A 21,314-nucleotide genomic window follows, 5' to 3' on the forward strand; every position below is an offset into this window, starting at 1 on the left:
GTCCGGCAGCGTCAGTCCTGTGCCTGCCGGTAATGCGGGTGGTTGTGCTGCAAATGCTGCAGACGTGCCAGCGGATCCTGGCGGTAAAAACCGCGCAGTTGCTGGTACACCGCGGGGTAGGCGTCGTTGAGCAGGTCGGGGGCGCTGAAGAAGTATTCGCTGGTGACGGCGAAAAATTCTGCCGGGTTTTCCGCTGCGTAAGGGTCGATGGCGGTCTCGGCGTCCGGGTCGCGGTCAAGCTGGCGGTTGAGGTCGTCGTAGGCTTCTTGCATGGCCTTGGCCCAGTCGCCGACGCGCATGTCGTTGTGCAGCGGCGGCAGGCCGTTGGCGTCGCCATTGAGCATGTCGAGCTTGTGCGCCAGTTCGTGGATGACCAGGTTGTAGCCTTCCCAGCCGCCGCTGGCCAGCACGCCGGGCCAGGCGAGGATCACCGGGCCTTGTTGCCAGGCTTCGCCACTGTGCTCGCCGTTCCATTCATGTTCCACGCCACTGGCGTCGCGGTGGCGCTGGGGGCTGAGGAAGTCGTCGGGATACAGCACGATTTCGTGGAAGCCCTGGTACCAGTTCAGATCGCCCAGATGCAGCAGCGGCAACTGGGCCTGGGCGGCGAGAAACAGCCGTTGCTCGCCGTCCAGCTCAACGCCGGGCAGGGCGCTCAGGTGTTTGTCGTGCAGGAACAGTACGCAGGCTTCGCGCAGCCAGTGGTCTTCGTCGGCGCTGAGGCCATCGAGCATCGGCAGGCGCTCGCGAACCCGCTGCCAGCGTTGCGGGTCGATGGGGTGACGTGCCAGGGTTCGGCGACGGCGCCAGGCGCTCAGTGACCACATGGCCAGGGCTTACTGGACCTTGGCGGTGCGGTGCATACGGCTGCGCACCACACCAATGATCATCGGTACCAGCGACAGCAGGATGATCGCGACGATCATCAGCGACAGGTTCTGTTTGATGAACGGTACGTTGCCGAAGAAGTAGCCGAGGGTCACCAGGCCACCGACCCAGAGTACGGTACCGGCGACGCTGAAACCAAGGAAACGTGGGTAGTGCATTTTTGCAATGCCAGCGACGAACGGTGCAAAGGTGCGCAGGATCGGCAGGAAGCGCGCCAGGGTGACGGTTTTGCCGCCATGGCGTTCGTAGAAGTCGTGGGTCTGCTGCAGGTAGTCGCGACGGAAGATCTTCGAATTGGGATTGCGGAACAGCCGTTCTCCGGCTGTTCGGCCGACTACATAGTTTGTGCTGTCGCCGAGGATCGCTGCCGCCATCAGCAGGCCAGCGAGCAGCACCGGGTCCATTCCACCGCCAGCGGCAACCGCACCGGCGATGAACAACAGGGAATCACCCGGCAGGAACGGCATGACCACCAGACCGGTCTCGCAGAAAATTACCAGGAACAGGATCGCGTAGATCCACGGACCATAGTTGTTGACCAGCAAATCGAGGTAGGCGTCGAGATGCAGAATGAGGTCCAGCGGGTTGAAGTCCATGTACAGCACCTGTGTTCTTTGAACCCGGTCGGGGCCTGCGATGACGGGCAGTGCGAATGCGTTCAACCGCTACCCGAGTGATGGGTAAAGTTTCACACATTTTGAGGAGGCGCATTATACGGCGGCGAGAAGATTGTGCCTGCGCAGTTTGTAGCGGCGGATTTCCAAGGAAGGGAAGGTTGATGCTCTTATCTCGGTGGGAGCGGGCTTGCCCCGCGATTGCGGAGTGTCAGCCACATTGCATCGCGGGGCAAGCCCGCTCCCACCGGGTTAGTCCGAGTTGATCGGCAGGATGTAGCTTTTGAACTCGTTGTCTTCACGAAAACCCATGGACTCGTAGGTCTTCATCGCCACTTCATTGTTGTTGCTGGTGGAGACCCGCAGGCGCACGGCGTTGGTCTCTTTGGCCATTTTCTTGGCTTCGCGCATCAGGTGGTCGGCGACCAGCATGCGTCGGGAATCTTCGGCGACATAGATGTCGTTGAGGATCCACACGCGCTTGAGCGATAGCGACGAGAAGCTCGGGTAGAGCTGGCAGAAACCCATCAGCTTGTTGTCGTCATCGTCCGCCAGGGCGAGGTAAATGATCGATTCACCGCGCTCCAGGCGTTTCTCCAGAAACGAGCGGGAAGAGTCCGGGTACGGCAACTGGCCATAGAACTCGCGGTATTTGACGAACAGCGGGGCAAGCAGGTCCAGGTGTTCCAGGGTGGCTTTGATGATCCGCATAAGCAGGCCTCAGGGTCCATGGGAGTGTGCGGCAAATTGCCGGCCGCCTTGGCAGATGCTGCCTGAAGATAATTAGAAAGCGCAATCTACGAAATGTTTGCACCTCAGGGTTTGCTTAACAGGAAGTTTCCTTTGTTTGGCGTGCCGGCGTCTGCCTCCAGCGTATGTACCTGCGCCTCATCCTTGAGGTTGACCCCGGACAACTGCCGTCGGCACGCCTCGCGCATCAGGTACAACAGGCGGTGGGCGGCCATGCCGTAGCTGAGGCCTTCGAGGCGCACGTTGGATATGCAATTGCGGTAAGCATCGGTCAGGCCGACTTTGGGGTTGTAGGTGAAGTACAGGCCGAGGCTGTCGGGGGAGCTCAGGCCCGGGCGTTCACCGATCAGGATTACGGTCATCTTCGCCCCGAGCAATTCGCCCACTTCGTCGGCCACCGCCACGCGGCCCTGCTCCACCAGAATTACCGGCGAGGTTGACCAGCCTTCAGCGGCAGACTGTTCTTCGAACCGGGTCAGAAACGGCAGGGTATGACGGTGCACCGCCAGGGCCGAGAGGCCGTCGGCGACCACGATGGCCAGGTCGACGCCGCCAGGGTTGGCCTGCGCGTGTTCGCGCAGCAGTTGTGCTGAATCCGGGTGCAAGCGCCGCCCCAGATCGGGGCGTTGCAGGTAACTGTCGCGGTCGGCGGCGGCGCTGTGCAGCAGCAGGCTGTCGCGCTGGCGCTCATTCAACTGGCTGCGCAGCCCCTGGTGATCAAAGGCCAGGTGCACGGCGTCGCGGGCCTGGGCATGGGCGAACTGAAAATCCAGCTGGGCACCGGTCGGCAGGCTGGTGCCGGTGCGGCCGAGGGCAATGCGCGCCGGGGTCAGGCGGCGCAGCTCCAGCCAGGGGTTGGCGCTGTTGTCGTGCTGTGGGGTGTTGTCCATGGTCGCCTCGCTTATCCCAGTTGGGCCAGGGCCTGGCGGAAAGCCGGGGGCAGGTTGTCACCAAAACGCACCCGGCCATCGGCCTGGGTGAAGATGCCCATGCGCGCCAGCCAGGCTTCGAACTCTGGCGCCGGTTTCAGGCCGAGGGTTTGGCGTGCATACAGCGCGTCGTGAAACGAGGTGGTCTGGTAGTTGAGCATGATGTCGTCGGAGCCGGGGATGCCCATGATGAAGTTGATCCCGGCAACGCCGAGCAGGGTCAGGAGCGTGTCCATGTCGTCCTGGTCGGCTTCGGCATGATTGGTGTAGCAAATGTCGCAACCCATGGGCACGCCGAGCAGCTTGCCGCAGAAGTGGTCCTCAAGCCCGGCACGGATGATCTGCTTGCCGTTGTACAGGTACTCCGGGCCGATGAAACCGACCACGGTGTTGACCAGAAACGGCTTGAAGTGACGGGCCACGGCATAGGCGCGGGTTTCGCAGGTCTGCTGGTCGACGCCATGGTGGGCATTGGCCGACAGGGCGCTGCCCTGACCGGTTTCGAAGTACATCAGGTTCTGCCCGAGGGTACCGCGATTGAGGCTCAGGCCAGCGTCGTAGCCCTCTTTAAGGACATTGAGGTTGATGCCGAAACTGGCGTTGGCTGCTTCGGTGCCGGCAATTGATTGAAACACCAGGTCCAGCGGCACGCCGCGGTTGATCGCTTCGATCGAGGTGGTCACGTGGGTGAGCACACAGGCCTGGGTAGGGATGTCATAGCGCTGGATGATGGCGTCGAGCATTTCCAGCAGGGCGCAGATCGAGGCGATGCTGTCGGTGGCCGGGTTGATGCCGATCATGGCGTCGCCATTGCCGAACAGCAGGCCGTCGAGGATGCTCGCGGCGATCCCGGCCGGTTCGTCGGTCGGGTGGTTGGGTTGCAGGCGGGTCGACAGGCGTCCGCGCAGGCCCATGGTGCCGCGAAAGCGGGTGACCACGCGGATCTTCTGTGCCACCAGCACCAGGTCCTGCACGCGCATGATCTTCGACACGGCGGCGGCCATCTCCGGCGTCAGCCCGGGCGCCAGGGCACGCAGGCTGGCTTCATCGGCCTGATCGCTGAGCAGCCAGTCGCGCAGGCCGCCGACGGTCAGGTGGCTGACCGCGGCAAAGGCACTGGCATCGTGGGTGTCGATGATCAGGCGGGTGACTTCATCTTCTTCGTAAGGAATCAGTGCTTCGCTGAGGAAGTGTTTGAGCGGGATATCGGCCAGGGCCATTTGTGCGGCAACCCGTTCGCCATCGTTGCTGGCCGCAACGCCAGCGAGAAAATCACCCGAGCGCGCCGGGCTGGCCTTGGCCATCACTTCTTTGAGGCTTTCAAAGCGGTAGGTCTGGTGACCTGCCGTGTGTACAAAACTTGCCATACAGACTCTCCAGAACGCCGCAGGCAGGGCCTGCGGCGCAGATAGCGTTGATCAGTGCAGGGCCTCTTCGGCCTTCTGGATCGCGGCGAATTCCTCTTCCGGTGTTCCGGCTACCAGGTGGTGCCGGCTGTAGAACGCAAAGTAGGCAATCAGTACGCCATAGATGATCGCAGCGCCAACCACTACCCGAGGGTCAACCAGGAAGCCGGCGACCACGGCGATGCAGGCCAGCACCAGCGCAACACCTGAAGTGAAGATTCCGCCCGGGGTGCGGTAAGGGCGCTCCATTTTAGGGCGTTTGATCCGCAGGGTGATGTGCGCGGCCATCATCAGTACATAAGACAGCGTAGCGCCGAACACCGCAACCAGGATCAGCAGGTCACCCTGGCCGGTCAGCGACAGGCCGAAACCGATGATCCCGGGGATCACCAGGGCCAGGACCGGGGCCTTGCTCTTGTTGGTTTCCGAAAGCTTGCGCGGCAGGTAGCCAGCACGGGACAAGGCGAAGATCTGCCGCGAGTAGGCGTAGATGATCGAGAAGAAGCTGGCGATCAGGCCGGCCAGGCCCACCAGGTTGACGAAGCTGCCCATCCAGGTCGAGCCGCCGTAGGCTTTGGCCAGCGCTTCAACCAGCGGGTTGCCCGAACTTTTCAGCGCTTCGGCACCGGCACCGCCAGGGCCGACCACGAGGATCAGCAGGGCGAAGGCCAGCAGCACCAGCATGGCGCCGATCAGGCCGCGAGGCAGGTCGCGCTTGGGGTTCTTGGTTTCTTCAGCGGCCAGCGGTACGCCTTCGACGGCGAGGAAAAACCAGATCGCGTAAGGAATTGCCGCCCACACGCCGACATAACCGAACGGCAGGAAGCTGCTGGCGCCAACGGCGTCGGTCTGGGCGATGTCGAACAGGTTGTTCACATCAAAGTGCGGCACCATGGCCACCAGGAACACGCCCAGGGCGATCGCCGCCACAGCGGTGATGATGAACATCAGCTTCAGTGCTTCACCGACGCCGAAGATGTGGATGCCGATAAAGATGATGTAGAAGGCCAGGTAGATCATCCAGCCGCCAATACCGAACAGCGACTGACAGTACGCGCCAATGAACACGGCAATGGCTGCCGGGGCGATAGCGTATTCGATCAGAATCGCCGTGCCGGTGAGGAATCCGCCCCAGGGGCCGAACGCGCTGCGGGCAAAGCCGTAGCCGCCACCGGCGGTGGGGATCATCGAGGACAACTCGGCGAGGGAAAAACACATGCACAGGTACATGGTCGCCATCAGCAACGTGGCGAGGAACATCCCGCCCCAGCCACCCTGGGCCAGGCCGAAGTTCCAGCCGGCGTAGTCGCCGGAAATCACATAGGCAACGCCGAGGCCGACCAGCAGTACCCAGCCTGCTGCGCCTTTTTTCAGTTCACGTTGTTGGAAATAGTCGGTGCCGACCTTTTCAAAGTCGACAGAAGAGCCTGCCGGCACACTGCCGGAGTGATCGCTTGGCATAGGGTTCACCTGTTTTTTTTATCGTGACCGGCGGGTGCCGATGTCTCTGGTGATGGTCTTGCAGGAAGCGAGCCAGAGCGGCCCCGGGTGGGGCCGCGCTGTTTGTGGGTTAGAAGAAGCCCAGCGGATTGATGTCGTAGCTGACCAGCAGGTTTTTGGTTTGCTGGTAGTGGTCGAGCATCATCTTGTGGGTTTCACGGCCGACGCCGGACTTTTTGTAGCCACCGAACGCGGCGTGAGCCGGGTACAGGTGGTAGCAGTTGGTCCATACGCGGCCAGCCTTGATGCCGCGGCCCATGCGGTAGGCGCGGTTGATGTCGCGGGTCCAGACGCCGGCACCAAGGCCGAACTCGGTGTCGTTGGCGATGGCCAGTGCTTCGGCTTCGTCCTTGAAGGTGGTGACGCTCACCACCGGGCCGAAGATTTCTTCCTGGAACACGCGCATCTGGTTGGTGCCCTTGAGCAGGGTCGGCTGGATGTAGTAACCGGTCGACAGGCTGCCTTCGAGTTTTTCCACCTTGCCGCCGGTGAGCAGCTCGGCGCCTTCTTTCTCGGCGATTTCCAGGTACGAGAGGATTTTGTCGAACTGCTGCTCGGAGGCCTGGGCGCCGACCATGGTGTCGGTGTCCAGCGGGTCGCCGCGCTTGATCTGTTTGATCTTCTTCATCACCTCTTGCATGAATGCCGGGTAGATCGACTCTTGCACCAGCGCCCGTGATGGGCAGGTGCACACTTCACCCTGGTTGAAGAAGGCCAGTACCAGGCCTTCGGCGGCTTTCTCGATGAAGGCAGGTTCGGCCTGCATGATGTCTTCGAAGAAGATGTTCGGCGACTTGCCGCCCAGTTCCACGGTCGACGGGATGATGTTCTCGGCGGCACATTTCATGATGTGCGAACCCACCGGGGTGGAGCCGGTGAAGGCGATCTTGGCGATGCGCTTGCTGGTGGCCAGGGCTTCACCGGCTTCGCGGCCATAGCCTTGCACCACGTTGAGGACGCCCGGTGGCAGCAGGTCGCCGATCAGTTCCAGCAGCACGGTGATGCCCAGCGGGGTCTGTTCGGCCGGCTTGAGTACCACGCAGTTACCAGCAGCCAGGGCGGGCGCCAGTTTCCACGCAGCCATCAGGATCGGGAAGTTCCACGGGATGATCTGGCCGACCACGCCCAGTGGTTCATGGAGGTGATAGGCCACAGTGTTGCCGTCAATTTCTGCAGCACCGCCTTCCTGGGCGCGTATGCAGCCAGCGAAGTAGCGGAAGTGGTCGGCGGCGAGTGGGATGTCGGCGTTAAGGGTTTCGCGGATGGCCTTGCCGTTGTCCCAGGTTTCGGTGATGGCCAGCAGTTCGAGGTTCTGTTCGATACGGTCGGCGATTTTCAGCAGAACCAGCGAGCGCGCCTGCGCCGAGGTCGAGCCCCAGGCGTCAGCGGCGGCATGGGCGGCGTCCAGGGCCTTTTCAATGTCTTCGGCGCTGGAACGCGGGAATTCGGCAATCAGTTGGCCGTTCACCGGTGAGGTGTTTTCGAAGTACTGCCCTTTGACTGGAGCTACGAACTCGCCACCGATGTAGTTGCCATAGCGGCTCTTGAAGGAAACCTTGGCGCCTTCGGTACCGGGATGTGCGTAACGCATGGTGTGTCTCCTGGCTATTGTGTTTGTTGGGGAGGATATCTAAAGCATAGAGCAAGGCTCGGGCCAGTGTTGTCGGACCTAGTAAAATCAAGGGTTTGCAGGGTTTTGCCGGAAGGCGGAAGGTGGTGGTGTAGCAGCGTCGGTACAGCGTGGGTGACACTTTGTACCGCTAATGGCACAGGCCGTGACCCAACGGTCAAGCCAGCATTGCAATGCGCGGACGGGTGGGGGATGCTGGGCCGATCTCGTCTGCGGAGAACAATAAAAAGTGCAGAACAATCACCTCAGCCGGCACGCCCGGCAAGTGCTCACGGTGACTCAGGGCAAGGCACAGATGCACGGGCCGGGCAGCGACCCTTCGATTGCCCGCTCATGGTTGCGCTGCCTTGAGGATTACCACCTGGACCCGGCCCAGAGCATGGCGCCGACCGTGCTTGAACATGGCCGCGTGCTGGAGAGCCGCGAGCGTCTGCAGCAGGTGCTGCAGATTGCCGGCAATGAGATGAACAGCCTGCACCAGCAGTTGTCCGGCGCCGGGCACGCGGTGTTGCTGACCGATGCCCGTGGGGTGATCCTCAATTGCGTTACCGCGCCCAGCGAACGACGGGTGTTCGAGCGTGCCGGGCTGTGGCTGGGCGCCGACTGGAGCGAGGCCCGCGAGGGCACCAACGGCATCGGCACATGCCTGGTCGAGCGGCAGGCGCTGACCATCCATCAAGACGAACACTTTCGTGGCAGGCATACCGGCCTGACCTGTTCGGCCAGTCCGGTGTTCGATCCGCACGGCGAGCTGCTGGCGGTGCTCGATGTGTCTTCGGCGCGCCCGGACGTGTCGCGTCAGAGCCAGTTTCACACCATGGCGCTGGTCAATCTCTCGGCGAAGATGATCGAGAGCTGCTATTTCCTGCGCTACTTCGAGAACCAGTGGCTGCTGCGCTTTCACCTGCAGGCCGAATCGGTCGGTTTGTTCAGCGAAGGTTTGCTGGCCTTCGATGGTGACGGGCGAATCTGCGCGGTCAACCAGAGTGCCCTGAACCTGCTTGGCACTATTCGTGGCGGTGCGTTGGGCAAGCCGGTGGAGATGTTCTTCGACTGTGCCCTGGATGAGTTGTTCAGCCGTGCCACTACCCATGCCAGTGCCAGTTGGCCGCTGCGTACCCGCGATGGACGCTTGCTGTTTGCCAGTTTGCGGGGGCAGGTGCGCCAGCCGGTGCAACCTTCGTTGCCAACGCCAGCCCCTGCCGCCAAGGTGGAAAAGGCGGGGTCAATCTGCCTGCTGGATCCTGCGCTGCAGAACGATTTTCGTCGTGCCGTGCGGGTATTCGAACGTGATGTGCCGTTGTTGATCAATGGTGAAACCGGCAGTGGCAAGGAAGCCTTCGCCAAGGCCGTACATCAGGCCAGCCAGCGCCGCGACCGGGCGTTTGTCGCTTTGAACTGCGCCTCGATTCCGGAAAGCCTGATCGAGAGCGAGCTGTTCGGTTATCGCGGCGGCAGCTTTACCGGTGCGCGCAAGGAGGGCATGCGCGGCAAGTTGCAGCAGGCTGATGGCGGCACCTTGTTGCTGGATGAAATCGGTGACATGCCGCTGGCCCTGCAGACCCGTCTGTTGCGGGTGCTGGAGGATCGCATGGTGGTGCCGATCGGTGGCGAGCCGCAGGCGGTCAACGTGCGCATAATCAGTGCCACCCACCGCAACCTGCTGGAGCGGGTAGAGGATGGCAGCTTTCGTGAAGACCTTTATTACCGGCTCAATGGTCTGGAGATCGAGTTGCCGGCCTTGCGTGAGCGCAGTGACAAGTCGCAGTTGCTTGATTTCATTCTGGCTGAAGAGGCAGGCGAGCAGTCAGTAACGCTGGAGCCCTCGGCACGCCAGGCCTTGCTCGATTTCGCCTGGCCAGGGAACGTACGGCAGTTGCGTAATGTGTTGAGAACATTGGTGGCGCTGTGTGATGAGGGCTGTATTACTTACGGTGATCTGCCAGCTGTCGTTCGGGTGGGAGCTGCGGTGCGACGACTCGACTTGCCCCGCGATAGCGGTCTGTCTGAACCAACGCCTCGCGGGTCAAGCCCGCTCCCACCGTTGGAGGATGCCGAGCGCAGTGCCTTGCTTGCAGCCCTGGAACAACAACGCTGGCACATGACCCATGTAGCAGCCCAGTTAGGCGTCAGCCGCAATACCTTGTATCGAAAACTTCGCAAACACGGTATCGCCCGGAGCCTTTGAGCGAAACACAGGATGCGAATTCCTGCGCCCTGGGCTACCCTGCCTCGACGTTTTGCGAGGTCGATAATGCACATTCATATTCTTGGTATCTGCGGCACTTTCATGGGCTCTCTGGCGGTGCTGGCCAAAGAGCTCGGGCATCGGGTCACCGGCTCCGACGCCAATGTCTATCCGCCCATGAGCACTCAGCTTGAGGCCCAGGGCATCGAGCTGACCCAGGGTTATGATGCCGCCCAGCTGGACCCGGCACCCGACCTGGTAGTGATCGGCAACGCCCTGTCGCGGGGTAATCCTGCGGTTGAGTACGTGCTCAACAAGGGCCTGCCTTATGTATCGGGTCCGCAATGGCTGGCTGACCACGTCCTGCAAGGCCGCTGGGTGCTGGCAGTTGCCGGTACCCACGGCAAAACCACCACCAGCAGCATGCTGGCCTGGGTTCTGGAACATGCCGGCATGAGCCCGGGCTTCCTGATCGGTGGCGTGCCGCAGAACTTCTCGGTGTCGGCACGTCTGGGCGGTACGCCGTTCTTCGTGGTCGAGGCCGATGAATACGACAGTGCCTTCTTCGACAAACGCTCGAAGTTCGTGCACTACCGTCCGCGTACCGCGATCCTCAACAACCTTGAGTTCGATCACGCCGATATCTTCCCGGACCTGGCTGCCATCGAGCGGCAGTTCCACCACCTGGTGCGGACGATTCCGAGCGAAGGCCTGGTGATTCATCCGACTACCGAGCCGGCCCTGGAACGGGTGATCAAGATGGGGTGCTGGACTCCGGTGCAGACCACCGGTGAAGGCGGACAGTGGCAGGTCAAACTGCTCAGCGCTGACGGTTCGCGCTTTGAAGTCAGCTTCGAAGGTGAAACCCAGGGCGTGGTCGAGTGGGAGCTGACCGGTCAGCACAACGTCGCCAACGCTTTGGCGACCCTGGCTGCAGCCCGTCATGTTGGCGTGGTGCCGGCCATGGGTATCGCTGCGCTGAGCGCGTTCAAAAGCGTCAAACGGCGTATGGAAAAAGTCGCTGAAGTGCAGGGCGTGACGATCTATGACGACTTCGCTCACCACCCGACCGCGATTGCCACCACTCTCGATGGTCTGCGCAAGCGCATTGGCGATGCACCGCTGATCGCGGTGATCGAGCCACGTTCCAACTCGATGAAGCTGGGCGCCCACCGTGATGGCTTGCCAGAAAGTGTCAACGACGCCGATCAGGTGATCTGGTACGCACCGCCTAACCTTGGCTGGGACCTGGCCGCCACCGCCGCTGAATGCAAGGTGCCTTCGGTGGTCGCCGACAGCCTTGAAGCGATCATCGAACGGGTAAAGAGCCAGGCTACGCCGGGCACCCAGGTGGTGATCATGAGCAACGGCGGCTTTGGCGGGCTGCACGGCAAACTGGCCGAGGCGCTGAAATGAACGGGCCGGAACGCATCACCCTGGCGATGACCGGGGCCTCGGGGGCGCAGTATGGTCTGCGCCTGCTCGATTGTCTGGTGCGCGAAGACCGTGAGGTGCATTTCCTGATCTCCAAGGCGGCGCAACTGGTGATGTCGACCGAGACCGATGTGGTGCTTCCGGCCAAACCTCAGGCGATGCAGGCCTTCCTGACCGAGTACACCGGCGCTGCCGCCGGGCAGATTCGCGTGTATGGCAAGGAAGACTGGATGTCGCCGGTGGCCTCTGGCTCCGGCGCGCCTGCGGCGATGGTGGTGGTGCCGTGTTCCACCGGTACGCTCTCGGCCATTGCCACCGGGGCCTGTAACAACCTGATCGAGCGTGCTGCCGATGTCACTCTTAAAGAGCGTCGGCAACTGATTCTGGTGCCGCGTGAGGCGCCGTTTTCCAGTATTCATCTGGAGAACATGCTCAAGTTGTCGAACATGGGCGCAGTGATTCTGCCGGCGGCACCTGGGTTCTACCATCAGCCCCAGACCATCGACGACCTGATCGACTTTGTCGTGGCGCGGATTCTCAATGTGCTGAATATTCCCCAGGACATGCTGCCGCGTTGGGGCGAGCATCACTTCGGCGCTGATGAATGAAGCGACTGCTTGGCTTAGGCCTGCTGGTTTTACTGTTTAGTGGTTGTGCCACCGTGCGCACGCTGGATGCGGCCAAGCCGGGGGCGCCGTTGGTGTATAGCGGTACTCGTCTGGATTTGTACGCACTGCAGGGTGGTTGCTGCGCCATGGATCGTTTCGGTGCCGAAGCGCCGCACTACCCGGGGTTGGATCTGCCGGGTAGCGCGTTGCTGGATACCTTGTTGTTGCCCTTGTCGGTGTTGACCGCATTGGGGATTGGGTTTCAGGCGACTGGCGGGTTGTAACTGCCGGAGCGGATTGTAGGAGCGGATTCATCCTCGATGGACTGCAGAGCAGTCCCAATCTTTGGGGCCGCGCTGCGCCCCTTCGCGGCGGTCCGGCGTCCCGGTGAATCCGCTCCTACAATTATTTCCCGAGCTTGCGCAATTCATCAGACTCGACAATACGAATGCCGTCCTGTTCTTCCAGCGCCAGACGCCACAGCGCCCGGGCCAGCTGACAGGCTTCGATGCCGCGGTACTTGCCGGGAATCAGCTTCGACAGAGGGCCGGCAATCTGTTCGACCAGGCGTGGTTCCTCTCGGTCACCGAGCAGCAGGGAAGGTCGGGCAATGGTCAGCTGCGGCCAATCCTGGGCCCTCAGCGCGTATTCCATCTCACCTTTGACCCGGTTGTAGAAGATCGGCGATCTGCGGTCGGCGCCCATGGCACTGACCACCAGCAGATGGCGTGCCCCCATCTCCCGGGCGCGCTTGCCAAAGGCCACGACCATGTCCAGGTCGACAGCGCGGAAGGCCGGCTCGGAGCCAGCCTGTTTGATCGTGGTACCCAGGCAGCAGAAGGCGATATCGACGCGACCGGCCAACTGCGGCAGGAACAGCGCCGGATCGCCGACCGGGTTTTCCAGATGCGGGTGTTTAGCCAAGGGGCGGCGGGTAGGGGCCAATACTCGGCTGACGGTCGGCTCGCTGAGCAGCCGATCGAGTAGGTGTTCACCGGTGAGACCGGTGGCTCCGGCAAGCAGGATATGCTGAGGCGTCAAGTACATGATGTCTCTCCCTTGATACAGTCAGCTTAGTGGGTACTGGCATTTTTTGCATGTCCAGTCTGCTTGTCCGCGTTGCTCTGCAACGCTTTGCGTGCCTGTTGCTGGCGCAGTCGCTGCCAGTGTGCGAGAACCTCGGCGGGCGCCCAGATCTGCGGCTCGGACGCTTCGAATCCTTCTGCCGCTTCGCGTCCGGCAACGCTGGCGCTGGCCAGCTCGAAGGCCAGGTTCAGGTTGTCGGTCTGGTTCAGGGCCTGGGCAAACAACGCGTCACCGAAATAGGTGAAGTCGGCTTCTTCAGAGCAGCCAAATGATACGCGGTCGGCGCGTGAGGCCGTCATGATCAGGGTCATGTTGTCCTTGAGTGCGTCGATGTAGCCCCCTGAATAACAGGCGGAGATGACGATCACCTTGTGGCGATCCTTTAATGGCGCCAAAGCACTGGCCAGGGCGTCGGCGGGCAGGTCGGCCAGTTGCATGCGCGGCAGGTCCAGCACCAGTTCGTGCTCGTGGCTGCCATGGCTGGTCAGGTAGATGAACACCAGGTCTTCGGGGCCGCTGCGCTCGGCCAGGGTTTGCGCCGCGCGGGCAAGGTTCTCGCGGGTGGCCAGCGCGCGGTCATCCAGATGGTCGCGGTGATTGACCAGAGTGATCTGGCCTACCGCGCCAAAGCGGCTCTTGAGCAAGTTGCTGACATAGTCGGCTTCGCGCAGAAACACGCTTTGCTTGCCGTCGCCAGCCAGAGCCAGGCTGTACAGTTCGATTTCCGGCGTCGAGGCCGGCACCTTGGCCAGGGCCTGTTCCAGCAGGCGACCTTGATTGAGCAAGGCCAGCTCCAGTGGATCAGGTAACAGGCGGCCCTGTTCGTCGCGCACGCGCTGGCCATTGACCCAGTAACCACTCTGGCTGTTGCCATCGTTCAAGGTCAGACGGCCAGGCCCCTGGTAGGTGTCGTTTTCGAAACCGCCGACGTAGAGGCTGCCGTCCGCCAGTTGCAGGCGGCCCTTGCCGGAAAAGCGCCAATCGACAAAGTTGCCCTTGTAGTGACTGCCGTCTGCGCCGATCAGCTCACCCTTGCCGTTGAGCGTGCCGTCCTTGAACTGACCGATCCAGACATCACCGTCGGTACTTTCGTAGCGGCCGCGGCCTTCCAGGTGATTGTCACGAAAGGCGCCGATGTACTGGTCGCCTTCGGCGCTATTGAAGGTGCCGCTGCCTTCGAGCTGACCGTTGACGAAGCGACCGCTGAACTGGTTGCCGCTGGCGTCGCTGCGGATGCCTTCGCCATTGGGTTTGCCGCGGGCAAACAGGCCCTGGTACTGGCTGCCGTCGGCCAGTTCCAGATGCCCGGCGCCATTGTATTGGTCGTCCTTGAACTGGCCGCGGTACAACAGACCGGTTTCTTTCAGGGTGCCTTCGCCATCGCGGCGGCCCAGCTTGAAGCCACCGGTGTAGCTGCTGCCCGGTGTCTTCAGGGTGCCCAGGCCATGGAACAGGCCCTGTTGGAACTGGCCACGGTAGACCTCACCATTGCTGCCATGCCACTCGCCCTGACCATGCCACTGGCCATTCTGGAAGTTGCCGGCATACCAGCTGCCGTTGGGGTAATCGATGCGCCCTTCGCCTTGCAGCAGGCCATCGACGACCTGGCCCCGGAAGCGGCCGCCATCGGGCAGGCGGGCATCAGGTGGAGACAGCGGTTCGCCATCGCCACAGGCGGCGAGCAGCAAAGTCAGGGCAAGGGGAACAAGTGGGCGCATGACGGGGTCCGGACGGGTAAGGCCCCGAGTATGCCGCACAATGTGCAGGCTGAAACAGCCGCAGAGGCTGTTTCAGTGCAGGGTGGCCTCAGACAAAGCAGAGTGTCAGCGGCTCGGCAATATAGGCGGGCTTTTCCTGGCCGTCGATTTCCAGGGTGGCGGTGAATTTGAGCAGCCATTGGCCGGGCTTTTTCTCGAAGGCTTCGCTCAGGTCAACTTTAAGGCGGACTTTGCTGTCGACCTTGACCGGCTGGATGAAACGCACGCTGTCCAGGCCATAGTTGACGACCATCTTCAGACCTTCAGGCAGGACCAGGATGTCCTCCATCAACTTGGGGATCAGCGACAGGGTGAGAAAACCGTGAGCGATGGTGCTGCCAAATGGCGTTTTTGCCGCCTTCTCCGGGTCCACATGAATGAACTGGAAGTCGCCAGTGGCTTCAGCAAACAGGTTGATGCGCTCTTGATCGATGGTCAGCCATTCGGAACGTCCCAGTTCCTTTCCAACGTACTGCGACAGCTCTGCAACAGGTACAAAGGGCATTGTGACTCTCCAGGTGATTTTTGGTTTTCTTATGATTTCGGCAGATTCGAAAGACTAAGATCAGCACGCCTGCACAAAGCGGTCAAGTCGCCATGTTTTCGGCGAATATCAGGTTATAGGCAAGTCGTTAGCGTGCTTATAATGGCCGCCAGGCCTGAAGGAGATAGTTATGCTGTTGCGTGGTTTGACCTGGCTGGTGTTGTTTCAATTGCTTGGGACGGCAATCAATCACTTGTTCGTGCCCATCTTGCCCGGGCCGATCATCGGCCTGTTACTGCTGCTGGTGTTCCTCATGGTGCGTGGTGAAGTGGGCGCGCCGCTGAGCGAGGCGGCCAATAGCCTGTTGCGCTACCTGCCGTTGCTGCTGGTGCCGCCAGCGGTGGGGGTGATGGTCTACGCCACGGATATCGCCGCGGATTTCTGGGCCATCGTCGGTGCCCTGGTGATTTCGGCGCTGGTGACCCTGGCCTTCGTCGGGGTGCTGATGCAAAAGCTCATCGCCCGTCAGGCCAAGCGTGAGGAGCAGCCATGAGCCTGGACTGGAGCGGCGCACTGGACGCGGTCATTCACCATCCATTGTTCGGGATCGGCATCACCCTGGGGGCGTACCAGCTGGTGCTGGCTGCCTACGAAAAGACCCGCTGGATTTTCCTCCAGCCGGTGCTGGTGTCGATGCTGGTCGTCATTGGCGTACTCCTCGCCTGTGGCCTGACTTACAGCGAGTACCGCAAAAGTACCGAGATCATGAGTATCCTTCTGGGGCCGGCGACGGTGGCGCTGGCGGTGCCGCTTTATCTCAATCTGCGGCGGATTCGCCAGCTGTTCTGGCCGACCTTTACTACGCTGGTAATCGGAGGGGTCGTCGCGACGGGCGCTTGTCTGCTGCTGGGCTGGTGGTTTGGCGCCGAGCACATGATCCTGATGACCATGGCACCCAAGTCGGTGACTTCGCCGATCGCCATGCTGGTGGCCGAGCAGATCGGTGGCGTGGCCGCCCTGGCGGCGGTGTTTGTGTTGATCACCGGGGTGATTGGCGCAATCTTCGGCCCTGGCTTGCTGTCGCGCTGTGGTGTGCACAGCCCGGAGGCGCGCGGCATGGCACTGGGTGTAACCGCTCACGCAGTGGGCACTTCGGTGGCCCTGCAGGAAAGTGATGAATGCGGGGCCTTTGCGGCCCTGGCGATGAGCCTGATGGGCGTTGCCACGGCGGTGTTCCTGCCGCTGGCGGTCAGCCTGGTTGCTTGAGGAGTTGCAATGACCTTACCGCTGTTTCCGCTCAATACCGTGTTGTTTCCAGGTTGCTTTCTCGATCTGCAGATTTTCGAGGCGCGCTACCTGGACATGATCGGCCGCTGCATGAAGCGGGGCGGCGGTTTTGGTGTTGTCTGCATACTTGACGGCGAGCAGGTCGGCAGGGCACCGACGGGCTTTTCGCAGATAGGTTGTGAGGCTGTGATCCGCGATTTTCAGCAGCAGGACAACGGCCTGCTCGGCATTCGTGTCGAGGGCACCCGGCGTTTTCGCGTCGGGCCTTTCGAGGTGCAGAAGGACCAGTTGCTGGTCGCCGATGTGTCCTGGCTGCCAGAAGGGGACGACCTGCCGCTGACGGATGACCATCATGACTTGCTGGCGCTGTTGCATGCGCTCGGCGAGCATCCGATGGTGGAGGCGCTGGGCATGCCGGTGACGGTCACAGGCCAGCAGGCACTGGCCAACCAGTTGGCTTACCTGCTGCCCTTTGTCGAAGAGGACAAGCTCGACCTGCTGGCCATCGATTCACCTCGGCAACGCCTGGACGCTATCCAGGCATTGCTCGATCGGCTGCAAGGCGAGTTGTTCGCCTGAACCCTCAGTACTGATAACGCATCAGTGCGTGTGGCAGCGAATGCAGGCTGAAGAACGCCAGTAGCGCCACGCACGCCGGCAGAATCAACCACCAGACTTTCAGTGGCAGGGCGGTGATCGGCTCGCGGTGCTGGATCAGCGTCAGGCTGGTGGCACAGATACAGCAGGCGAGCATGGCCCCGGCGAGGATATCGGTTGGCCAGTGCGCGCCCAGGTAGACCCTCGACAACGCAATGGCCAGCGCCGGCAAACACCCCAGCAGGATCCAGGTCAGGCGCATGCGCGCCGGCTGGCCGCGTCCGGCCAGTACCGCCAGCACCAGGAAAAACGCGAAGGCTGCCGAGCTGTGGCCGCTGGGCATGCTGTAGGTGGTCAAGGGATCGGTCAGTACTTCCGGGCGGGCGCGGGCGAACAGCCATTTCAGGCTGCCATTGGCCAGGGCCGTACCGATCAGGGTGGCACCGGCAAAGATCGCCGGACGCCATTGGCGTGCCAGCAACAACAGGCCGGTCAGCAAACCACCGAGAAAGAACTGGGTACGAAAATCACCCATGCGCGTGATCAGTACCACGCTGCCATCGATGACATTGCTGCGATGTTCCTGGATCAGGGTCATCAAGCCCTGGTCGAATTCATGCAGATACGGCCAGCCGAGAAACAGTGCGGTCAAAGCCACCAGGCTGAGGAGGGCGATTACCCGGGTGCCGCTACGCAGGCTGCGCAAGCTGCAGTTGATGCTGACCCCGAGCAATAGCGCCAGGCCTGCGCTAATCAGCCCGGCATCCAGCCAGAAGCCTTCGGGGAGCGGCAAACGCATCGCCGCGCCAGTGGCCCAGCCCGGCAGCAGGTACGCAACCGACCAACCGGCACCGGCCAGCAGGCTGACGGCGATAAAGCGTGGCAGGGGCATGTCGAACATGCCGGCGACCATCGGCAGCATCGGTCGCAGCGGGCCGATGAAACGGCCGACCAGCAGGCTGGCGATGCCGTAACGCTGGAAATAGGTCTCAGCGCCGCCGATCCATTCCGGATGGTGACGTAACAGCGGCAGGCGCCGGATGTTCTGATGGAACTTGCGCCCCAGAGTGTAGGAGATGGCGTCACCCAGCAGGCCGCCGAGGAATCCCAGCAACAGGGTTTCGCCGAGTGAAAGGGCACCGCTGCCGGCCAGTACGGCCACGCCGAACAGCAACACGGTCCCCGGCACGATGATCCCGGCGATGGCCAGGCACTCCACGCAGGCCACCAGAAAAATCGCCAAGCCAAGCCATTGCGGGTTGGCGCCTAGCCAACCGGTCAGGCTGTCGAGCCATTGGCCCATCGTGTCAGTTTCCTTGTGTCAGTAGAAAGTAGTCCCGGCCTTCGACTTGGCCCCGGCGCAGCGGGTTCCGTGTGCAATGGCGGGCAAAGTCGGCGTCGACAAATCGGTAGGGCAGATGTTCGTCGCGGCCATGGGGAATGCCCAGGCGGGCGGCCTGAATAATGTGTTTCACGTTGATACCGCAGTCTTCGACAAACAGTTGCTCGGGGTCGAAGCGCTTGCCGTCCCAGTGTGGCACTTTCAGGCCCAGAGCCTTGCACAGCAGCGTCTGCCCGGCGCACAGGCGTTCGGCTGGACGGGCCTGGCCGCTGGCGTCGGGGTTGTTCAGTTGCATCTGCGCCAGGCTGTTGTCGTCGCTGATGGCGTCGACGAACGGATAGGCCGACTTGATCAGCACGGCATTGCCCGGGCCATGGGCGCTGAAGTTCAGCGAGTCGCCGCCGCGCGCGTAGTACATGTAGATGTGCCCACCATCGAGGAACAGCGCCTTGCGCTTTTCGGTGTAGCCGAGCGACGCGTGGCTGCCTTTGTCGCTCAGGTAATAGGCCTCGGTCTCGATGATCCGCGCCGCCAGCCAGTACGGGCCGTGACGGTGGCGGATGACCTTGCCCAGCAGGGCTTTGGCCAGTTCCTGGGCGTCGCGGTCGAAGAAGCTGTCGGGCAGGGCCTGGGACGGGCAGGGGGCTGAGTCGGGCATGCGGGCGAATTCGCGGTGGTCAGGCCGGCGATGATAGCAATTTCTGGCTTAATCTAGGCTGAACAGGGGGCTTGCAGGAGCACATTGAACACTGTTTTCGACCATCCGCCTGTCACCGCTGGGCGTGGGGCGACGTGCCAGTTATAATCAGCCGATTTCCCCTTCGCCAAGACACTGAGCCCATGACTGAGTCCGTTCTTGACTACATGACCCGCCTGGGTCGCGCCGCCCGTGAAGCTGCCCGCGTCATCGCCCGCGCCAGTACCGCGCAGAAGAACCGTGCGCTGCAGGCCGCGGCCAATGCCCTGGACGCCGCGCGCGCCGAGCTGTCTGCCGCCAATGAACTGGACCTGGCCGCTGGTCGCGCCAATGGTCTGGAGCCAGCCATGCTTGAGCGCCTGGCGCTGACCCCTGCACGGATCGACGGCATGATCGTCGGCCTGCGCCAGGTGGCCAGCCTGCCGGATCCGGTCGGGGCGATCCGCGACATGAGCTATCGGCCTTCGGGTATCCAGGTCGGCAAAATGCGCGTGCCGCTGGGCGTGATCGGGATCATCTACGAGTCGCGGCCGAACGTGACCATCGATGCCGCCAGTCTGTGCCTGAAGTCGGGCAACGCCACCATCCTGCGCGGTGGCTCCGAAGCCATTCATTCCAACCGCGCCATTGCCGCCTGTATCCAGCGTGGCCTGGCCGAAGCCGGTCTGCCGGCTGCGGTGGTGCAGGTCGTGGAAACCACCGACCGCGAAGCCGTCGGCGCGTTGATCAGCATGCCCGAGTATGTCGATGTGATCGTGCCGCGCGGCGGCAAGGGCCTGATCGAACGCATCAGCCGTGATGCACGGGTGCCGGTCATCAAGCATCTGGACGGTATCTGCCACGTTTATGTGGCCGAGCACGCTGAGCTGGACAAAGCCCGACGCATTGCCTTCAACGCCAAAACCTACCGTTATGGCATTTGCGGTGCGATGGAAACCCTGCTGGTCGATCAGTCGGTCGCGGCGGACTTCCTGCCGGAAATGGCCCGTCAATTTCGGGAAAAAGGCGTCGAACTGCGCGGTTGTGAGCGTACCCGCCAGATTATCGATGCCGTGCCGGCCACTGAAACGGACTGGAGCACCGAGTACCTGGCGGCGATTCTGTCGATCCGCGTGGTCGACGGTCTGGACCAGGCTATCGAGCACATCAATCATTACGGCTCGCATCACACCGATTCCATCGTCACCGAACATCAGGGGCAGGCCCGGCAGTTCACTGCCGAGGTCGATTCGTCCTCGGTGATGATCAATACGCCGACCTGCTTTGCCGATGGTTTCGAATATGGTCTGGGCGCAGAAATCGGTATTTCTACCGACAAACTGCATGCCCGCGGCCCGGTCGGCCTGGAAGGCCTGACCTGTGAAAAATACGTGGTGATCGGCGACGGTCAGCTGCGTGGACAGGAGTCGCTCTGACTTGGCCGAGCGCAAACCGCTCGCTGCAGTCATGACGATGCCGCCCGCCCGGCGCATTGGCGTGCTCGGCGGGACATTCGACCCGGTACACATCGGCCACTTGCGCAGCGCGCTCGAGGTGGCCGAGGTGCTGGCGCTGGACGAGCTGCGGCTGATGCCCAATGCCCGCCCGCCGCACCGGGGCACGCCGCAGGTATCGGCCCAGGACCGCCTGGAAATGGTCCGTTGTGCGGTCGAAGGCGTGCCGACTTTGTCGGTGGATGCACGAGAACTGGCGCGCGACACGCCGTCGTATACCATCGAAACACTGGAACTGATGCGCGCCGAACTGGCCGCTTCGGATCAGCTGTTTCTGCTGCTGGGCTGGGACGCGTTCTGCGGCCTGCCCAGTTGGCACCGTTGGGAAGAATTGCTGCAACACTGTCACATCCTGGTGCTGCAACGCCCGGATGCCGACGTCGAGCCACCGGATGCCCTGCGCAACCTGTTGGCCGCACGCTCAGTCAGTGATCCGCAGGCCCTGGCAGGGCCTGCGGGACAAATTGCATTCGTCTGGCAGACGCCGCTTGCGGTGTCAGCCACGCAGATCCGACAGCTGCTGGCCAGCGGCAAGTCGGTGCGGTTTCTGGTGCCGGACGCAGTACTGGCCTACATCGATGCGCACAACCTCTACCGTGCGCCGAACTGAGCGCGCTTTCAGCG

At 62.2% G+C, this 21,314-nt stretch carries 20 protein-coding genes and 2 pseudogenes; 10 read left to right on the plus strand and 12 right to left on the minus strand.

The window, feature by feature from the left end; all coding sequences use genetic code 11:
• Window positions 1–11 precede the first annotated feature (11 nt).
• The 7 genes from ACVI9W_RS15410 to exaC form a co-directional block, all read right to left on the minus strand.
• On the minus strand, window positions 12–827 hold the full coding sequence (locus ACVI9W_RS15410) for a M90 family metallopeptidase (RefSeq protein WP_461530436.1): 816 nt from the start codon (window positions 825–827) through the stop codon (window positions 12–14).
• Window positions 828–836: 9 nt separating this feature from the next.
• On the minus strand, window positions 837–1,484 hold the full coding sequence (locus ACVI9W_RS15415; RefSeq protein ID WP_461530437.1) for a DedA family protein: 648 nt from the start codon (window positions 1,482–1,484) through the stop codon (window positions 837–839).
• A gap of 270 nt (window positions 1,485–1,754) precedes the next feature.
• On the minus strand, window positions 1,755–2,213 hold the full coding sequence (locus ACVI9W_RS15420; protein WP_107024753.1) for a GNAT family N-acetyltransferase: 459 nt from the start codon (window positions 2,211–2,213) through the stop codon (window positions 1,755–1,757).
• A gap of 104 nt (window positions 2,214–2,317) precedes the next feature.
• Entirely contained in the window at window positions 2,318–3,142 is an 825-nt protein-coding gene (gene eutC / locus ACVI9W_RS15425) for an ethanolamine ammonia-lyase subunit EutC (protein ID WP_461530438.1), read from the minus strand.
• 11 nt (window positions 3,143–3,153) lie between these two features.
• Entirely contained in the window at window positions 3,154–4,548 is a 1,395-nt protein-coding gene (locus ACVI9W_RS15430) for an ethanolamine ammonia-lyase subunit EutB (protein WP_461530439.1), read from the minus strand.
• 51 nt (window positions 4,549–4,599) lie between these two features.
• Window positions 4,600–6,048 carry an ethanolamine permease gene (gene eat / locus ACVI9W_RS15435; RefSeq protein ID WP_461530440.1) on the minus strand — a complete coding sequence of 483 codons (1,449 nt, stop codon included), beginning with the start codon at window positions 6,046–6,048 and terminating at the stop codon, window positions 4,600–4,602.
• Window positions 6,049–6,157: 109 nt separating this feature from the next.
• Complete coding sequence (exaC, locus tag ACVI9W_RS15440) at window positions 6,158–7,678, minus strand: acetaldehyde dehydrogenase ExaC (protein ID WP_461530441.1); 1,521 nt, start codon at window positions 7,676–7,678, stop codon at window positions 6,158–6,160.
• Between the two features lie 268 nt (window positions 7,679–7,946).
• Between exaC and ACVI9W_RS15445 the strand changes: the two are divergent.
• From ACVI9W_RS15445 to ACVI9W_RS15465, 5 genes and pseudogenes are all read left to right on the plus strand, one after another.
• A pseudogene (locus tag ACVI9W_RS15445) lies at window positions 7,947–9,675 on the plus strand (sigma-54-dependent Fis family transcriptional regulator); the annotation flags it as partial.
• An 83-nt stretch (window positions 9,676–9,758) separates the two neighbouring features.
• Window positions 9,759–9,905, plus strand: a pseudogene (locus ACVI9W_RS15450) (helix-turn-helix domain-containing protein); the annotation flags it as partial.
• Window positions 9,906–9,971: 66 nt separating this feature from the next.
• Window positions 9,972–11,321: a UDP-N-acetylmuramate:L-alanyl-gamma-D-glutamyl-meso-diaminopimelate ligase gene (mpl, locus tag ACVI9W_RS15455; RefSeq protein WP_461530442.1), complete on the plus strand. Its 1,350-nt coding sequence runs from the start codon at window positions 9,972–9,974 to the stop codon at window positions 11,319–11,321.
• Complete coding sequence (gene ubiX / locus ACVI9W_RS15460) at window positions 11,318–11,947, plus strand: flavin prenyltransferase UbiX (protein WP_461530443.1); 630 nt, start codon at window positions 11,318–11,320, stop codon at window positions 11,945–11,947. Before mpl ends, ubiX begins: the two co-directional genes overlap by 4 nt.
• Complete coding sequence (locus ACVI9W_RS15465) at window positions 11,944–12,231, plus strand: YceK/YidQ family lipoprotein (protein ID WP_461530444.1); 288 nt, start codon at window positions 11,944–11,946, stop codon at window positions 12,229–12,231. Before ubiX ends, ACVI9W_RS15465 begins: the two co-directional genes overlap by 4 nt.
• Before the next feature lie 121 nt (window positions 12,232–12,352).
• On the opposite strand, the gene ACVI9W_RS15470 is transcribed toward ACVI9W_RS15465, so the two are convergent.
• The 3 genes from ACVI9W_RS15470 to ACVI9W_RS15480 form a co-directional block, all read right to left on the minus strand.
• A complete protein-coding gene (locus tag ACVI9W_RS15470; RefSeq protein ID WP_038606457.1) occupies window positions 12,353–12,994 on the minus strand; it encodes an oxidoreductase in 642 nt (213 codons plus the stop codon).
• Window positions 12,995–13,020: 26 nt separating this feature from the next.
• Window positions 13,021–14,751, minus strand: coding sequence for a C13 family peptidase (locus tag ACVI9W_RS15475; protein ID WP_461530445.1), 1,731 nt, complete (start codon window positions 14,749–14,751; stop codon window positions 13,021–13,023).
• Window positions 14,752–14,839: 88 nt separating this feature from the next.
• Complete coding sequence (locus tag ACVI9W_RS15480; RefSeq protein WP_038606463.1) at window positions 14,840–15,295, minus strand: MaoC family dehydratase; 456 nt, start codon at window positions 15,293–15,295, stop codon at window positions 14,840–14,842.
• A gap of 169 nt (window positions 15,296–15,464) precedes the next feature.
• Between ACVI9W_RS15480 and ACVI9W_RS15485 the strand changes: the two genes are divergently transcribed.
• From ACVI9W_RS15485 to ACVI9W_RS15495, 3 genes are read left to right on the plus strand one after another with little or no spacing between them, the layout of a single operon-like run.
• Window positions 15,465–15,827: a CidA/LrgA family protein gene (locus ACVI9W_RS15485; RefSeq protein WP_422415975.1), complete on the plus strand. Its 363-nt coding sequence runs from the start codon at window positions 15,465–15,467 to the stop codon at window positions 15,825–15,827.
• 2 nt (window positions 15,828–15,829) lie between these two features.
• On the plus strand, window positions 15,830–16,540 hold the full coding sequence (locus ACVI9W_RS15490; RefSeq protein WP_422421262.1) for an LrgB family protein: 711 nt from the start codon (window positions 15,830–15,832) through the stop codon (window positions 16,538–16,540).
• 9 nt (window positions 16,541–16,549) lie between these two features.
• On the plus strand, window positions 16,550–17,140 hold the full coding sequence (locus ACVI9W_RS15495; RefSeq protein WP_461530446.1) for an LON peptidase substrate-binding domain-containing protein: 591 nt from the start codon (window positions 16,550–16,552) through the stop codon (window positions 17,138–17,140).
• Between the two features lie 4 nt (window positions 17,141–17,144).
• Here ACVI9W_RS15495 and ACVI9W_RS15500 read toward each other — a convergent pair whose 3' ends face one another.
• Together ACVI9W_RS15500 and ACVI9W_RS15505 are read right to left on the minus strand one after the other, a co-directional pair.
• Window positions 17,145–18,461, minus strand: a complete 1,317-nt coding sequence (locus ACVI9W_RS15500; protein ID WP_422415974.1) for a bifunctional DedA family/phosphatase PAP2 family protein — start codon at window positions 18,459–18,461, stop codon at window positions 17,145–17,147.
• A 4-nt stretch (window positions 18,462–18,465) separates the two neighbouring features.
• The gene (locus ACVI9W_RS15505; RefSeq protein ID WP_038606500.1) at window positions 18,466–19,158 is read right to left on the minus strand and encodes a DNA-3-methyladenine glycosylase; all 693 of its coding nucleotides are present in this window, start codon (window positions 19,156–19,158) and stop codon (window positions 18,466–18,468) included.
• A 182-nt stretch (window positions 19,159–19,340) separates the two neighbouring features.
• Here ACVI9W_RS15505 and ACVI9W_RS15510 point away from each other — a divergent pair, with 182 nt between their 5' ends.
• Window positions 19,341–20,612 carry a glutamate-5-semialdehyde dehydrogenase gene (locus ACVI9W_RS15510; RefSeq protein WP_461530447.1) on the plus strand — a complete coding sequence of 424 codons (1,272 nt, stop codon included), beginning with the start codon at window positions 19,341–19,343 and terminating at the stop codon, window positions 20,610–20,612.
• Between the two features lie 37 nt (window positions 20,613–20,649).
• Window positions 20,650–21,300, plus strand: coding sequence for a nicotinate-nucleotide adenylyltransferase (nadD, locus tag ACVI9W_RS15515; RefSeq protein WP_167335134.1), 651 nt, complete (start codon window positions 20,650–20,652; stop codon window positions 21,298–21,300).
• The last annotated feature ends 14 nt before the right edge of the window (window positions 21,301–21,314 follow it).

It is taken from the genome of Pseudomonas sp. 210_17 TE3656 (genome assembly GCF_054821965.1).